At 73.1% G+C, this 17,023-nt stretch carries 1 protein-coding gene; it reads left to right on the top strand.

Annotation, left to right across the window (positions count from 1 at the left end):
• The first annotated feature begins 133 nt into the window (after positions 1 to 133).
• Positions 134 to 17,014, top strand: coding sequence for an SDR family NAD(P)-dependent oxidoreductase (locus tag AB8735_RS05695; protein ID WP_372405744.1), 16,881 nt, complete (start codon positions 134 to 136; stop codon positions 17,012 to 17,014).
• The last annotated feature ends 9 nt before the right edge of the window (positions 17,015 to 17,023 follow it).

The following is a 17,023-nucleotide window of genomic DNA, read 5'->3' as shown; positions in this document are numbered from 1 at the left end:
TCCCGCCTGGTCCGGCCATAAATTCCGCCGGACCAGGCACATTTCGGCGCGCCCGGGGACTGAGGGCCGGGGCCCGGGGCCAGGCCCCGGCACAACACTTCGTGAACCCATTCGCACAGGCAAGGCTCGCATCATGAATGAAGACAAGCTCCGGGATTACCTCAAGTGGGTAACGGCGGACCTGCACGAGACCCGGCAGCGCCTTCGCGAACTGGAGGCGGGGGACCAGGAGCCGATCGCCATCGTCGGGATGAGCTGCCGCTACCCGGGCGGGGTCACCTCCCCCGACGAGCTGTGGCGGCTCGTCGCCGACGGCACCGACGCCGTCTCCGGGTTCCCCACCGAGCGCGGCTGGGACCTGGAGGGCCTGTACGACCCCGACCCGGAGCACGCCGGGACCGCCTACACCCGGCACGGCGGCTTCCTGCACGACGCCGACCGCTTCGACGCAGGCTTCTTCGGCATCTCGCCCCGCGAGGCCCTCGCCACCGACCCCCAGCAGCGCCTGCTCCTGGAGACCGCCTGGGAACTCCTCGAACGCGCCGGCATCGACCCGTCCTCCCTCAAGGGCAGCAAGGCCGGCGTCTTCGTCGGCGCCTCCACCTCCGGCTACGCCTCCGACGTCGTCGAGACGCCCGACGAGCTCGAAGGGCTCCTCCTCACCGGCGGCTCCGGGGCCGTCCTCTCCGGCCGCATCGCCTACACCCTCGGCCTGGAGGGCCCGGCGGTCACCGTCGACACCGCCTGCTCCTCCTCCCTCGTCGCCCTGCATCTCGCCGTGCAGGCCCTGCGCAACGGCGAGTGCTCGATGGCCATCGCCGGCGGCGTCTCCGTCATGGCCTCACCGCTGGTCTTCGTCGAGTTCAGCCGGCAGCGCGGCCTGTCCGCCGACGGCCGCTGCAAGCCGTTCGCCGCCGCCGCCGACGGCACCGGCTGGGCCGAGGGCGTCGGCATGCTCCTCGTCGAGCGCCTCTCCGACGCCCGGAAGAACGGCCACCAGGTCCTCGCCGTCGTCCGCGGCTCGGCCGTCAACCAGGACGGTGCCAGCAACGGCCTGACCGCCCCCAACGGCCCCGCCCAGCAGCGCGTCATCCGCGAAGCCCTCGCCGCCTCCGGCCTCACCGCCGGACAGGTCGACGCCGTCGAGGCCCACGGCACCGGCACCACCCTCGGCGACCCCATCGAGGCCCAGGCCCTCCTCGCCACCTACGGCCGAAACCGCCCCGACGGCCGTCCGCTGCGCCTGGGCTCCATCAAGTCCAACATCGGCCACGCCCAGTCCGCCGCCGGTGTCGCCGGCGTCATCAAGATGGTCATGGCGATGCGCGAGGGCGTCCTGCCCCGCTCCCTGCACATCGACGAGCCGACCCCGCACGTCGACTGGTCCTCCGGCGCCGTGGAGCTGCTGACCGAGGCCATGCCCTGGCCCGAGACCGGCGAGCCCCGCCGCGCCGCCGTCTCCTCCTTCGGCGTCAGCGGCACCAACGCCCACACCATCATCGAGCAGGCCCCCGAGCCTGCCGCTCCCGAGCCTGCCGCTCCCGAGCCTGCCGCTCCCGAGCCTGCCGCTCCCGAGTCCGCCGCCCCCGAGGGCGGCACCGGGGCGGCCGACGGCACCGCTCCGCCCTGGGTGCTCTCCGCCCGGACCGAACCCGCCCTGCGCGCCCAGGCCGCACGCCTCCACGCCCACCTCGCCGAGCGGCCCGGGCACGACGCGCACGACATCGCCCACGCCCTCGCCACCACGCGCGCCGCCCTGGAGCACCGCGCCGTCGTCACCGGCACCGACCGGGGCCAACTCCTCGCCGGGCTCGCCGCCGTGGCCGCCGGGGAACCCGCCGCCGGCACCGTACGCGGCCGGGTCTCCGACGGGCTGCTGGCCTTCCTGTTCACCGGCCAGGGCGCCCAGCGCCCCGGCATGGGACGCGAACTCCACACGGCCCACCCGGTCTTCGCCGCCGCCTTCGACGCGGCCTGCGCCGAACTCGACCGGCACCTCGACCGGCCGCTCGCCGAAGCGCTGGACAGCGACCTCGTCCACGAGACCGCCTACACCCAGGCCGCCCTCTTCGCCGTCGAGGTGGCCCTCTTCCGGCTCGTCGAATCCTGGGGCATCACCCCCGACTTCCTCGCCGGACACTCCGTCGGCGAGATCGCGGCCGCCCACGCCGCCGGAGTCCTCTCCCTCGCCGACGCGGCACAACTGGTCGCAGCCCGCGGCCGGTTGATGCAGGCCCTGCCCGCCGGAGGCGCGATGGTCTCCGTCCAGGCCGACGAGGAGACGGTCCTGCCGCTCCTCGCGGGCCGGGAGGACGAGGCCGGCATCGCCGCCGTCAACGGCCCGGAGGCCGTGGTGATCTCGGGCACCGAGACCGCCGTCCTGGAGATCGCCGGAACCCTCGCCGACCGGGGCGTGAAGACCAAGCGCCTGCGCGTCTCCCACGCCTTCCACTCGCCGCTGATGGAACCGATGCTGGAGGAGTTCCGCGCCGTCGTCTCCGGCCTCTCCTTCCACGCCCCCGCCCTCTCCCTCGTCTCCAACGTCACCGGCACCCTCGCCACCACCGGCGAACTGACCTCCCCCGACTACTGGGTGCGCCACGTCCGCGAGGCCGTCCGCTTCGCCGACGGCATCCGCACCCTGCACGCCGAAGGCGTCCGCACCTGCCTCGAACTCGGCCCCGACGGCACGCTCTCCGCCATGGGACAGGCCTGCCTCGACGACGACACCACCGCCCTGGTGCCCGCCCTCCGCAAGGACCGCCCCGAGGCCCCGGCCCTCCTCGCGGCCCTCGCCGCACTGCACACCCGCGGCACCGGCCCCGACTGGGCCGCCGTCCTCGCCGGCCGCCCGGCCCGCCATGTCGACCTGCCCACCTACGCCTTCCAGCACGACAGCTTCTGGCTCCGGGCCACCGGCTCCGCCGGCGACGCGGGCGCCCTCGGCCTCGGCCCCGCCCACCACCCGCTGCTCGGCGCCGTCGTGGCCCTGCCCGAGGGGCACCTCCTCACGGCCCGCCTCTCCGTGCAGACCCACCCCTGGCTCGCCGACCACGTCGTGCTCGGCTCCGTCGTCGTCCCCGGCACCGCCCTGCTCGAACTCGCCGTCCGCGCGGGCGACGAGGCCGGCTGCGCCGGCGTCGAGGAACTGACGCTGGAGACCCCCCTCGTCATGCCCCCGGGCGGCGGCGTCCAGCTGCGCGTCTCCGTCACCGGCCCCGACGACTCCGGCCGCCGCACCCTCGGCCTGTACTCCCGCGCCGAGGACGCCCCCGAGGACGAGCCGTGGACCCGCCACGCCACCGGCGTCCTCACCACCACCGGCCGCGCCGCCTCCACCGACCTGCGCGCCTGGCCCCCCGCGGGCGCCGAACCCGTCGATCTCACCGGCCTCTACGACGGCTTCGCCGCCAACGGCGTCACCTACGGCCCCCTCTTCCGCGGTCTGCGCGCCGCCTGGCGGCGCGGCGACGAGGTGTACGCCGAGGTCGCGCTCCCCGAGGAGGCCGCCGAGGAGGCCGCCCGCTACGGGGTCCACCCGGCCCTGCTTGACGCGGCCCTGCACGCGGTGGGTCTCGGCGGCTTCGTCGAGGACACCGGACAGCCCTGGCTGCCGTTCGTCTGGAACGGCATCTCCCTCCACGCCACCGGCGCCGCGGCCCTGCGCGTCAGGGCCACCCCCGCCGGCGCCGACGCCATGTCCCTGGAGATCGCCGACGCCACCGGCGCCTCCGTGGCCTCCGTGACCTCCCTGGCGATGCGCCCGGTCTCGGCGGAACAGCTCACCACCGCCGGCACCGGCGCCTACCTCGACTCGCTGTTCCAGATCGACTGGATCCCGGCCCCCGCCGTCACCGGCCCGGCCGCCCCCGCCGTCGCCCTCCTCGCCGCACAGGGCGACCTCGCCCCACGGCTCGCCCGCGTCCTGGGCGACGGCCCGGCACGGCCCGCCGTTCACGACGGCCTCGCCGCGCTCGCCGCCGGCACACAGATGCCCGACGCCGTCCTCCTTCCCTGCGCCACCGAAGGCCCCGCCCCGGAACAGGTGCGCGCCGAGGTCCGCCGCGTCCTGGCCGCCGTCCAGGACTGGCTGGCCGACGAGCGCTTCGAGAACTCCCGGCTCGTGCTCGTCACCCACGGCGCCGTCGCCGCCCGCGACGGCGAGGACCTCGCCGACCCCGGCCTCGCCGCCGTCTGGGGCCTGGTCCGCTCCGCCCAGACCGAGAACCCCGGCCGCTTCCTCCTCCTCGACCTCGACGGGGACGACGCGTCCCACCGCGCCCTGCCCGCCGCCCTCGGCACGGCCCTCGCCACGGACGAACCCCAACTCGCCCTGCGCACCGGCACCGCCCTCGTCCCCCGCCTCGGCCGGGTCACCGCCGACGGCGGACTCGTCCCGCCGCCCGGCACCGACCCCTGGCGCCTGGAGATCGTCGACCGCGGCACCCTGGAGAACCTCCACCTGACCGCCCACCCGGAAGCCGCCGCCCCCCTGGAGCCCGGACAGGTGCGCATCGCCGTCCGCGCCGCCGGCCTCAACTTCCGCGACGTCCTCAACACCCTCGGCATGTACCCCGGCAAGTCCGGCTTCCTGGGCCTCGAAGGCGCCGGCGTCGTCGTCGAGACCGCCCCCGACGTCACCGACCTGGCCGTCGGCGACCACGTCATGGGCCTGCTCTCCGGCGCCTTCAGCCCCCTGTCCGTCGCCGACCGGCGCCTCGTCGTCCCCATGCCGCGGGGCTGGACCCACGCCCAGGCCGCCACCGTCCCCATCGCCTTCCTCACCGCCTACTACGGCCTCTTCGACATCGGCGGGCTCCGCGCCGGGGAACGCGTCCTCGTCCACGCCGCCGCCGGCGGCGTCGGCTCCGCGGCCGTCCAACTCGCCCGCCACATAGGCGCCGAGACCTTCGGCACCGCCAGCGAGACCAAGTGGGACACCCTCCGCGCCGCCGGACTCGACGACGCCCACATCGCCAACTCCCGCACCCTCGACTTCGAGCAGGAGTTCCTGGCCGCGACGGACGGCCAGGGCATGGACGTCGTTCTCGACTCCCTCGCCCGCGAGTTCGTCGACGCCTCGCTGCGCCTGCTGCCCCACGGCGGCCGCTTCGCCGAGATGGGCAAGACCGACATCCGCGACCCCGACGAGGTCGCCGCGCTGCACCCCGGCGTCCACTACCGCAACTTCGACATCATCGAGGCCGGACCCGACCGCATCCGCGAGATCCTCGCCGAACTCCTCGCCCTCTTCGAGACGGGCGCCCTGCGACCGCTGCCCGTCACCGCCTGGGACGTGCACCGCGCCCCCGACGCCTTCCGCCACCTCGGCCAGGGCCGCAACATCGGCAAGGTCGCCCTGACCCTGCCCACCGCCCTCGACCCCGACGGCACCGTCCTCGTCACCGGCGCCACCGGCACCCTCGGCGGCCGCCTCGCCCGCCACCTCGTCACCGAGCACGGCGCCCGCCACCTGCTGCTCACCAGCCGCCGCGGCCCCGACGCACCCGGTGCGGCCGAACTCCGCGACGAGCTGACCGCGTTGGGCGCCGAGGTGACACTCGCCGCCTGTGACGCCGCCGATCGCGAAGCCCTGGCCGCACTGCTGGCCGCCGTCCCGGACGAGCACCCCCTCACCGCCGTCGTGCACACCGCCGGCGTCCTGGACGACGGCGTCGTCGGCGCCCTCACCGCCGACCGCCTCGACGCCGTGCTCCGCCCGAAGGTCGACGCCGCCCGGCACCTCCACGACCTCACCCGCGGCCTCGACCTGGCCGCCTTCGTCCTCTTCTCCTCCGTCGCCGGCGTCTTCGGCGCCGCCGGCCAGGCCAACTACGCCGCCGCCAACGCCTACCTGGACGCCCTCGCCCAGCACCGCCGCCGCGCCGGCCTGCCCGCCACCTCCGTGGCCTGGGGCCTGTGGGCCGAGGCCAGCGGCATGACCGGCGCCCTCGCCGAGATCGACCGCGGGCGCATGACCCGCTCCGGCCTCACCGGCATGACCACCGCCGAGGGCCTGGGCCTCCTCGACACCGCCGTCGGCCTCGCCCGGCCCGCACTCGTCTCCCTGCACCTGGACATCGCCGGGCTCCGGGCCGACGCCGAAGGCGTGCCCGCCCTCCTGCGCGGCCTCGTCCAGAGCCCCGGCCGCCGCGTCGTCCAGCCGGGCGCCGGCTCCGCCGAGGGCCTCGCCCAGCGCCTCGCCGGCCTCGCCCCCGCAGAACAGGCGCAGACCCTGCTCGACCTGGTCCGCACCCATGTCGCGGCCGTCCTCGGCCACACCGGCGCCGACTCCGTCGACGGCGACCGCGCCTTCAAGGAACTCGGCTTCGACTCGCTGACCGCCGTCGAACTCCGCAACCGCCTCAACGGCGCCACCGGCCTGCGGCTCCACGCGACCCTCGTCTTCGACTACCCCAACCCGACCGCCCTGGTGGAGTTCCTGCGCGGCGAACTCCTCGGCGCACAGGCACAGTTCGCCATCAACGGCCCGGCCCGGGCCGCGGCCCCCGCCGACGAGCCCATCGCCATCGTCGGCATGGCCTGCCGCTTCCCCGGCGGCATCGCCTCCCCCGAAGAGCTGTGGCGCCTGCTCGCCGACGGCGGCGACGCCATCTCCGGCTTCCCCGCGGACCGCGGCTGGGACCTGGACGCGCTCTACGACCCCGACCCGGACCGCCCGGGCACCAGCTACACGAAGGAAGGCGGCTTCCTCCACGACGTCGCCGGCTTCGACCCGGCCTTCTTCGGCATCTCGCCGCGCGAGGCCCTCGCCACCGACCCCCAGCAGCGGCTCCTGCTCGAAGCCGCCTGGGAGGTCTTCGAACGCGCCGGCATCGACCCGTCCTCTCTCAAGGGCAGCAAGGCCGGCGTGTTCGCCGGCGTCAGCTACCACGACTACGGCTCCCACACGGCCGCCCTGCCCGGAGAGGTCGAGGGCTACCTCGTCACCGGCAACTCCAACAGCATCGCCTCCGGCCGCATCGCCTACACCTTCGGGCTGGAGGGCCCGGCGGTGACGGTGGACACGGCGTGCTCCTCGTCGCTGGTCGCCCTGCACCTCGCCATCCAGGCGCTGCGCAGCGGCGAGTGCGAGATGGCGCTGGCCGGCGGCGTGACCGTCATGGCCAAGCCGGACACCTTCGTCGACTTCGCGCGCCAGCGCGGCCTGGCCCCCGACGGCCGCTGCAAGGCCTTCGCCGGCGCGGCGGACGGCACCGCCTGGGCCGAGGGCGTCAGCCTCCTGCTCGTCGAGCGGCTGTCGGACGCGCGGCGCAACGGTCACCAAGTGCTGGCCGTGGTACGGGGATCGGCCGTCAACCAGGACGGTGCGAGCAACGGTCTGACGGCGCCCAACGGTCCGTCCCAGCAGCGCGTCATCCGCGCGGCGCTGGAGAGCGCCGGTCTGGGCACCGCCGACGTCGACGCCGTCGAGGCGCACGGCACGGGCACGCGCCTCGGTGACCCCATCGAGGCCCAGGCCCTGCTGGCCACCTACGGCCGCAACAGGCCCGACGACCGGCCCCTGTGGCTGGGCTCCCTCAAGTCCAACATCGGCCACACCCAAGCCGCTTCGGGCGTCGCGGGCATCATCAAGATGGTGCTGGCCATGCGGGAGGGCGTCCTGCCGCAGACGCTGCACGTGGACGAGCCGACGCCGCACGTGGACTGGTCGGCGGGCGCTGTGGAGTTGCTGACCGAGGCGGTGGCCTGGCCGGAGGCCGAGGACCGGCCGCGGCGCGCCGCGGTGTCGTCGTTCGGCTTCAGCGGGACGAACGCGCACGTGATCCTGGAGCAGGCGCCTGCCGTCGACGAGGACGGGGCGGCGGTGCACGATGCTCCCGGCGCGGTGCCGTGGGTGCTGTCGGCGAAGTCTCCTGCTGCACTGGAACAGCAGGCGGAGCGGCTCCGGGAGTTCGTTGCCGAGCATCCTGAACTGTCGCCGGTGGACGTGGCGTTCTCGCTGGCGACATCGCGCGTGGCGATGGAACACCGCGCGGTGGTCGTCGGTACCGGCCGCGAAGAACTGCTGGCCGGACTCGCGACGCCGGCGAGCGGTGAGGCCGTGGGCGGGAAGCTGGCGGTGCTGTTCACGGGGCAGGGTGCGCAGAGGGTTGGTATGGGGCGTGAATTGCGTGCTGCGTTCCCGGTGTTCGCGGAGGCGTTCGGTGCCGTGTGTACCGAGCTGGATCTGGAGCGGTCGCTGGTCGAGGTGATCGATGGGGATGGTGAGGCGCTGGACCGTACGGAGTACACGCAGGCTGCGTTGTTCGCGGTCGAGGTTGCGCTGTTCCGTCTGATCGAGTCGTGGGGTGTTCGTCCGGACTTCCTGGCCGGGCACTCCGTGGGTGAGATTGCCGCTGCGCATGTGGCGGGTGTTCTGTCGCTGGCTGATGCGGCACGCCTCGTGTTGGCTCGTGGGCGTCTGATGCAGGCGTTGCCGGCCGGTGGGGCGATGGTGTCCGTCCAGGCCGACGAGGGGACGGTGCTGCCGCTGCTGGCCGGTCGTGAGGATGAGGTCGGTATCGCTGCCGTCAATGGCCCGCTTTCCGTGGTGATTTCGGGCGTCGAGTCGACTGTCCTGGAGATCGTGGACGCTCTGGCGGCGGATGGTGTGAAGACGAAGCGTCTGCGGGTTTCGCACGCGTTCCACTCGCCGTTGATGGAGCCGATGCTGGAGGACTTCCGTCAGGTCGTCTCCCGGCTCACCTTCTCCGCGCCGTCCATCCCGGTCGTGGCCTCCGGTGACGTGACGTCTCCTGACTACTGGGTGTCTCATGTCCGCGATGCGGTCCGTTTCGCGGACGGGATCCGTGACCTGGAGAGTCGTGGCGTTCGTACGTTCCTTGAACTCGGCCCGGACGCCGTGCTGTCGGCGATGGGCCAGGACTGCCTGGCCGACGAGCAGAGCGCCGTCTTCGTCCCGGTCCTGCGCAAGGGCCGCGACGAGGAGCGCTCGGCCGTCGACGCTCTCGGCCGGCTCCACACCCGCGGTGTCACGGTCGACTGGCAGACGTTCTTCGCACCGAGCGGCGCCCGCCGCGTCGACCTGCCCACCTACGCCTTCCAGCGCGAACGCTACTGGCTGCAGCCGACCGGATCCCGTCCCGGGGACATGGCCTCGGCGGGTCTGGGAGCGGCGGATCACCCGCTGCTGGGCGCTGCGGTGGCACTGCCCGGTTCCGACGGGTTCCTGTTCACCGGCCGGTTGTCGCTGAGCACGCACCCCTGGCTGGCGGACCACGCCGTGGGCGGCATGGTGCTCCTGCCGGGCACGGCCTTCGTCGAACTGGCCATGCGCGCCGGTGACCAGGCGAACTGCGGCCTCCTGGAGGAGCTGGCGCTGGAGGTCCCGCTGGTCCTCCCCGAGCGCGGTGGCGTTCAACTGCGCGTCTCCGTGGAAGAGGCCGACGAGTCCGGCCGCCGGGCGCTGTATGTGTTCTCGCGCTCCGAGGACGCCCCGTCCGACGAACCGTGGACTCGCCACGCCTCCGGTCTGCTCGCTCCAGGCCGGGGAGCCGACACCGCCGTCGACCTCTCGGTGTGGCCGCCGGCCGGTGCCGAGCCGGTCGACACGGAGGGCCTGTACGAGGGGCTCGCGGCCGGTGGACTGGACTACGGACCGGTCTTCCAGGGACTGCGCAACGCCTGGCGGCTCGATGGGGAGTTCTACGCCGAGGTCGCCCTGCCCGAGGGTGCCGACGCGAAGGAGTTCGGCCTGCACCCGGCGCTGTTCGACGCCGCGCTGCACCTCATCGGCCTGAGCAGGGGAGAGGCCGCGGAGTCCGGCCCCGAGCTTCCGTTCGCGTTCGACGACGTCGTGCTCCATGCGGTGGGCGCGTCCGGCCTGCGGGTGCGGATGACGACCTTGGAGTCCGGTGCGGCGTCCCTGGTCTTCGCCGACGCGGCGGGCGAGCCGGTCGCCTCGGTGGGCTCGCTGGCATCGCGGCCCGTGTCCACCGACGAGTTGGAGGCTTCGAGGGGCACGGAGTCGCTGTACCGCGTCGACTGGCCGGTGGTGCCCGTCTCCGCCGTGGACGGTACGTGGGCGGCGGTGGGTGCGGTGCCCGCCGGGTCGGCGGATCGTTTCGTGGTCCACGCCGATGTGGCGTCCGTGGAGTCGGCGGATGCGGTGTTCGCCTTCCTGTCGGTCGGGTCCGATGTCCGGGAGGCGGCGCACGAGGCGCTGGCCCTGGTGCAGTCGTGGCTGGCGGAGGAGCGGTTCGCGGAATCGCGTCTGGTCATGGTGACGCACGGCGCAGTGGGTGTGGGCGATGCGGTCACGGAGCCTGCCGCGGCCGCGGTGCGCGGTCTGGTGCGTTCGGCGCAGTCGGAGAACCCTGGGCGGTTTGTCCTGGTGGATGTGGACGGGGCCGATGCTTCGTACGAGGTGCTGTCCTCTGCTCTTGCTGTGGATGAGCCGGAGTTCGCGCTGCGTGAGGGTGTCGCGTATGCGCCTCGTCTGGCCCGGGCGGCTGCTTCCGTGGATACCGCCCTGGTCTGGGGTGAGGGTCCGGTTCTGGTCACGGGTGCGACGGGCAGTCTGGGTGGGCTTGTGGCTCGTCATCTGGTGACAGCGCATGGTGTGCGTCGTCTGGTGTTGACGAGTCGTCGTGGTCCGGAGGCTCCGGGTGCTGCGGAACTGCGCGGCGAATTGGTTGCGTTGGGTGCCGAGGTGGCCGTCGTCGCTTGTGATGTGGCGGACCGGGAGGCGTTGGCCGGGCTTCTGGCCGGGCATCCGGTGTCGGCGGTCGTCCATGCGGCGGGTGTGCTGGACGACGGTGTGGTGGAGTCGCTCACCCCCGAGCGTCTGGACGCCGTCCTGCGTCCGAAGGCCGTCGCTGCCTGGAACCTGCACGAGCTGACCAAGGACCTGGACCTCACGGCCTTCGTCCTCTTCTCCTCGGCGGCCGGTGTCTTCGGCAACGCGGGCCAGGCCAACTACGCCGCCGCAAACGCCTACTTGGATGCACTCGCCCACTACCGCCGCGCCGCCGGTCTTCCCGCGACCTCCCTCGCCTGGGGTCTGTGGGCCGACGGCGCCGGTATGGCCGGTGAGTTGGGCGCGGCGGAACAGGACCGTCTGGAGCGGGCCGGATCGCGCGGGCTGGCGGCCGACGAGGGGCTGCGGCTCTTCGACGCGGCCACCGTCCGCTCCGACGAGGCGCTGTTCGTCCCCGTACACCTCGACCTCACCGCGCGGTTCGCCTCGGACGGCCCGGTCCCCGCGCTGCTGCGCCGCCTCGTGCGAGGCCCGCAGCGCCGTACCGCCGCCACCGGCGCGACCGAGGCGGCGGGCTCCTGGAAGGGACGCTTCACCGGCCTCGCCGAGGCCGAGCGCGAACGGGCCCTCGTGGACCTGGTACGGGCGCAGGTGGCCGGAGCGTTGGGATACGCCGCCTCGGGCGCGGTGGAGCTCGGCAGGGCGTTCAGCGAGCTGGGCTTCGACTCGCTGACGGCACTGGAACTGCGCAACCGCCTGAGCAGCGAGACGGGCGTACGCCTGCCCGCCACCTTGGTCTTCGACTACCCGACCCCCGCGGCGCTGCTGGCGTTCCTCCGCGAGGAACTCTCCGGCGTACGGCCCGCGTTGAGCACCCCGGCCCGGCCGGTCGTCGGCCCGGCGGACGACGAGCCGATCGCGATCGTGGGCATGGCCTGCCGCTACCCCGGCGGCATCGCCTCCCCGGAGGACCTGTGGCGTCTGGTCGCAGGGGAGGGCGACGCGATCTCCGCGTTCCCCACCGACCGCGGCTGGGACCTGGACGCCCTCTACCACCCGGACCCCGACCACCACGGCACCTCCTACACCCGCGAAGGCGGCTTCCTGCACCGGGCGGCGGACTTCGACCCGGAGTTCTTCGGGGTGTCGCCGCGTGAGGCCGTCGCCATGGACCCGCAGCAGCGTCTGCTGCTGGAGACCACCTGGGAGGCGTTCGAGCGGGCGGGCATCGACCCGGCCTCGGCGCGCGGGAGCCGGACCGGTGTCTTCGCCGGAGTCATGTACTACGACTACGCGCTCCGTCTGAAGGCCGTCCCCGACGAGCTGGAGGGCTACGTCGGGATGGGCAGCGCGGGCAGTGTCGTGTCCGGCCGGCTGGCCTATTCGTTCGGGCTGGAGGGCCCGACGGTGACGGTGGACACGGCGTGCTCGTCCTCCCTCGTCGCTCTCCACCTGGCGGCGCAGGCGTTGCGCAACGGCGAGTGCGACATGGCACTGGCCGGCGGTGTCACCGTCATGTCGGCCCCCAGTACGTTCGTCGAGTTCAGCCGTCAGCGCGGCCTGTCCGCTGACGGTCGCTGCAAGCCGTTCGCCGCGGCGGCGGACGGGACCGGCTGGTCCGAGGGCGTCGGCATGCTCGTGGTCGAGCGGCTGTCGGACGCGCGGCGCAACGGTCACCAGGTGCTGGCGGTCGTCCGTGGCAGTGCCGTCAACCAGGACGGTGCGAGCAACGGTCTGACGGCGCCCAACGGTCCGTCCCAGCAGCGCGTCATCCGCGCGGCACTGGAGAGTGCCGGCCTGACCGCGGCCGACGTCGACGCCGTCGAGGCGCACGGCACGGGTACGCGCCTGGGTGACCCGATCGAGGCCCAGGCCCTGCTGGCCACCTACGGCCAGGACCGGCCGGAGGACCGGCCGTTGCGGCTGGGATCCCTGAAGTCCAACATCGGCCACACCCAGGCCGCCGCCGGTGTCGGTGGCGTCATCAAGATGGTCATGGCGATGCGGGAGGGTGTCCTCCCGCGGACCCTGCACGTGGACGAGCCGACGCCGCACGTCGACTGGTCGGCGGGCGCTGTGGAACTGCTGACCGAGGCCACGCCCTGGCCGGAGGCCGCGGGACCGCGTCGGGCCGGTGTCTCCTCGTTCGGCTTCAGCGGCACCAACGCGCATGTGATTCTTGAGCAGGCTCCGGTCGCCGCCGAGGACGAGCCGGTGCGGGACACGGACGGCGGCGTGGCGCCATGGGTGCTGTCGGCGAAGTCCGAGGCCGCGTTGGCACAGCAGGCGGAGCGGCTCCGGGAGTTCCTCACCGATCGCCCTGAACTGTCGCCGATGGACGTGGCGTTCTCGTTGGCGACGTCGCGTGCGGTGCTGGAGCACCGCGCGGTGGTGACGGGTACGAGCCGTGAGGAGCTGCTGTCGGCCCTCAAGGCTGTCGCCGCCGGTGAGAACGGGACCGTGGCGGCCGATGGCCGTCTGGCGGTGCTGTTCACGGGGCAGGGTGCGCAGCGGATCGGGATGGGGCGTGAACTGCGTGCCGCTTTCCCGGTGTTCGCGGATGCCTTCGAGGCTGTGTGTGCCGAGTTGGACTTGGAGCGGTCGCTGGTCGAGGTGATCGATGGGGATGGTGAGGCGCTGGATCGGACGGAGTACACGCAGGCTGCGTTGTTCGCGGTCGAGGTCGCGCTGTTCCGTCTGGTCGAGTCGTGGGGCATTCGTCCCGACTTCCTGGCCGGACATTCCGTGGGTGAGATTGCCGCTGCGCATGTGGCGGGTGTTCTGTCGCTGGCGGATGCGGCACGCCTCGTGTCGGCTCGTGGGCGTCTGATGCAGGCGTTGCCGGCCGGTGGTGCGATGGTGGCCGTCCAGGCGGCCGAGGAGATGGCGCTGCCGCTGCTCGCCGGTCGTGAGGCCGAGGTCGGTATCGCGGCCGTCAACGGCCCGCGTTCCATGGTGATTTCAGGCGCCGAGAGTGCCGTCCTGGAGATCGCGGATGCCCTGGCGGCCGACGGTGTGAAGACCAAGCGTCTGCGCGTGTCCCACGCGTTCCACTCGCCGTTGATGGAGCCGATGCTGGAGGACTTCCGTCAGGTCGTCTCGCAGCTCACCTTCTCCGAGCCGTCGATTCCCATCGTCGCCTCCGGTGACGTGACGTCTCCCGACTACTGGGTGGCTCACGTCCGCGACGCCGTCCGCTTCGCCGACGCCATCCGTAACCTGGAGGCCGAGGGCGTTCGTACGTTCCTGGAGCTCGGTCCGGACGGCGTGCTGTCGGCGATGGGCCAGGACTGCCTGTCCGACGACCGGAGCGCCATCTTCGTTCCCGCTCTGCGCAAGGACCGCGACGAACAGCGCACCCTCGTCGACGCCCTCGGCCGACTCCACACCCATGGCGTCACAGTCGACTGGCACGCGTTCCTCGCGCCGCACCACGCCCGCCGCGTCGACCTGCCCACCTACGCCTTCCAGCACCAGCACTACTGGCTGGACGAGGCCGCCCCGGCGATAGGGGATGTGGTCTCGGCCGGACTAGGGGCTGCGGACCACCCCCTACTCGGGGCAGCCGTCCCGCTGGCCGATTCGGACGGCTACCTCTTCACGGGCCGCCTTTCGCTCGGCACCCACCCCTGGCTGGTCGATCACGCGGTCTCCGGCACGGTCCTCGTTCCGGGAACGGCGTTCGTCGAGCTGGCGGCCGTGGCCGCCGACCGGGTCGGCTGTGGACTGCTGGAGGAACTGACCCTGGAGGCGCCGCTGGTCCTGTCCCCGCAGGGCGGCGTCCAGCTCCAGGTCTCCGTAGGGGCCCCCGACGAGGAGGGCCGGCGCAGCCTGAGCGTCCACGCCCGTCCGCAGGACGCGGGCCCCGACACCCCGTGGCTGCGGCATGCCACCGGCCTGCTGGCCGGGGACGCTCCGGCCGCCGGTTTCGACCTCGCGGTCTGGCCGCCGACCGGTGCCGAACCGCTCGAAACGGAGGGCCTGTACGAGGGTCTCGCCGTCGGCGGGCTGGAGTACGGCCCGGTGTTCCAGGGGCTGCGGAAGGCATGGCGGCTCGGCGAGGAGGTTTACGCCGAGGTCTCGCTCCCCGAGGACGTCGAGGCCCGGGCGTTCGGCCTGCACCCGGCCCTCCTCGACGCCGCGCTCCACACCATCGGCCTGGGCGGATTCGTCGCGGAGACGGGAAGCCCACACCTGCCGTTCGCATGGTCGGACGTGGCCCTGTTCGCGGTGGGCGCTTCGACGCTGCGGGTGAAGGTCTCGCCTGCGGGCGGTACGGCGGTGTCGCTGTTGCTCGCCGATGCGGCGGGTTCCGCGGTGGCGTCGGTCGGATCGCTGGCGGTCCGCCCGGTCTCGGCCGGGCAACTGGCCCTGGCGGGACGGACGCAGCACATCGAGTCGATGTTCGTCGTCGACTGGCGCATGGTCGCGCCGGATGCCGGGTCCGTCGAGGACGGCTCCCGGGCCGTTCTCGACACCGATGGGGGAGTGCTGCACGCCGCCCTGGAGCGCACGGGCGCCAAGGTTGCCGTCGCCACGGAGCTGGAGGCTCTGCTGTCGGCGGGTGTGGTGCCGACGACGGTCCTCGCCGCCGTTCCCGCGGCCGAGGGGCACGGCGCGGACGCCGTCCGCGAGGCGGCTCACCGGGCCCTGGGCCTGGTGCGGTCGTGGCTGGCGGAGGAGCGGTTCGCGGAGTCGCGCCTGGTCGTCGTGGTGTCCGGGTCCGTCGCCGTGGACGGCGACGACGTGGTCACGGAACCCGCTCTGGCGGCGGTGCGCGGTCTGGTGCGTTCGGCGCAGTCGGAGAACCCCGGGCGGTTTGTCCTGGTGGACGTGGACGGTACTGATGCCTCGTACGAGGCGTTGGCCTCCGTCCTCGCCCTGGACGAGCCGGAGTTCGCGCTGCGTGAGGGTGTCGCGTATGCGCCCCGTCTGACCCGGGCGACCGCTGCCGGGGACACGGCCGCAGTCTGGGGCGAGGGCCCGGTGCTGATCACGGGTGCGACGGGCAGTCTGGGTGGGCTTGTGGCTCGTCATCTGGTGACAGCGCATGGTGTGCGTCGTCTGGTGTTGACGAGTCGTCGTGGTCCGGAGGCTCCGGGTGCTGCGGAACTGCGCGACGGGCTGGTTGCGTTGGGTGCCGAGGTGGCCGTCGTCGCTTGTGATGTGGCGGACCGGGAGGCGTTGGCCGGGCTTCTGGCCGAGCATCCGGTGACGGCGGTCGTCCATGCGGCGGGTGTGCTCGACGACGGAGTCGTGGAGTCGCTCACCCCCGAGCGTCTGGACGCCGTCCTTCGTCCGAAGGCCGTCGCTGCCTGGAACCTGCACGAGCTGACCAAGGACCTGGACCTCACGGCCTTCGTCCTCTTCTCCTCGGCGGCCGGTGTCTTCGGCAACGCGGGCCAGGCCAACTACGCCGCCGCGAACAGCTTCCTGGACGCCCTCGCCGAGCACCGTCGTGCGGCCGGTCTCCCTGCGACCTCCCTCGCCTGGGGCCTGTGGGCCGACGAGGCCGGCATGGCCGGTGAGCTGGCCGACCACGACCGGGTCCGCATGTCCCGGTCGGGGGTGGCACCCCTGTCCGCGAAGGAAGGTCTGGGGTTGTTCGACCTGGCGGAGAGCATCGGCCGCGCGGTTATGATGCCGATGCATCTGGACCTCCCGGCACTCGGAGCCGGAAGCGGACAGGTGCCCGCGCTGTTGCGAGGTCTGTTCCGTGTGCCGGCCCGAAGGGTCGTCGTGACGGATGCCGACCCATCCACCACCCTGCAGCAGCGGTTGTCCGGGCTGTCCCGGGTCGAGCAGGACTCCCTCCTGCTGGATCTGGTGCGGGCCCAGGCGGCGTCCGTGCTGTCCTACGCGGGGCCCGAAGCCATCGGTCCCGACCGGGCGTTCTCCGAGTTCGGATTCGACTCGCTCACCGCGGTCGAACTCCGCAACCGGCTCAACACGGCGACCGGCCTGCGCCTCCCGGCCACCCTCATGTTCGACTACCCGACCTCGCGCGCTCTCGCCGACCACCTGCGGTCGGAGCTGGCACCTGCGGACGAGCCGGACGGCGACTCCGAAGGCGACCGCATCCGGCGGATCCTGCTGTCGATCCCGCCGGCGCGGCTGCGTGACGCCGGACTGATGGAAACCCTGCTGGAACTCGCCGACTTCCGTGGCGAACCCTCCGCGCCGGACGAGACCGAGGAGAAGGACTCGATCGACGCGATGGACGCGGACAGCTTGATCCAGATGGCGCTCGGCGGCGCCGGCTTTGACGACGATGTGACGCGAGAAGGATGAGGCTGAGGC

It is taken from the genome of Streptomyces luteireticuli (assembly GCF_041519305.1).
In the GTDB taxonomy this organism is placed as follows: Bacteria; Actinomycetota; Actinomycetes; order Streptomycetales; family Streptomycetaceae; genus Streptomyces; species Streptomyces luteireticuli.
The sequence above is the reverse complement of the archived record's forward strand: the minus strand, read 5'-3'. Positions and strand labels throughout refer to the sequence as shown.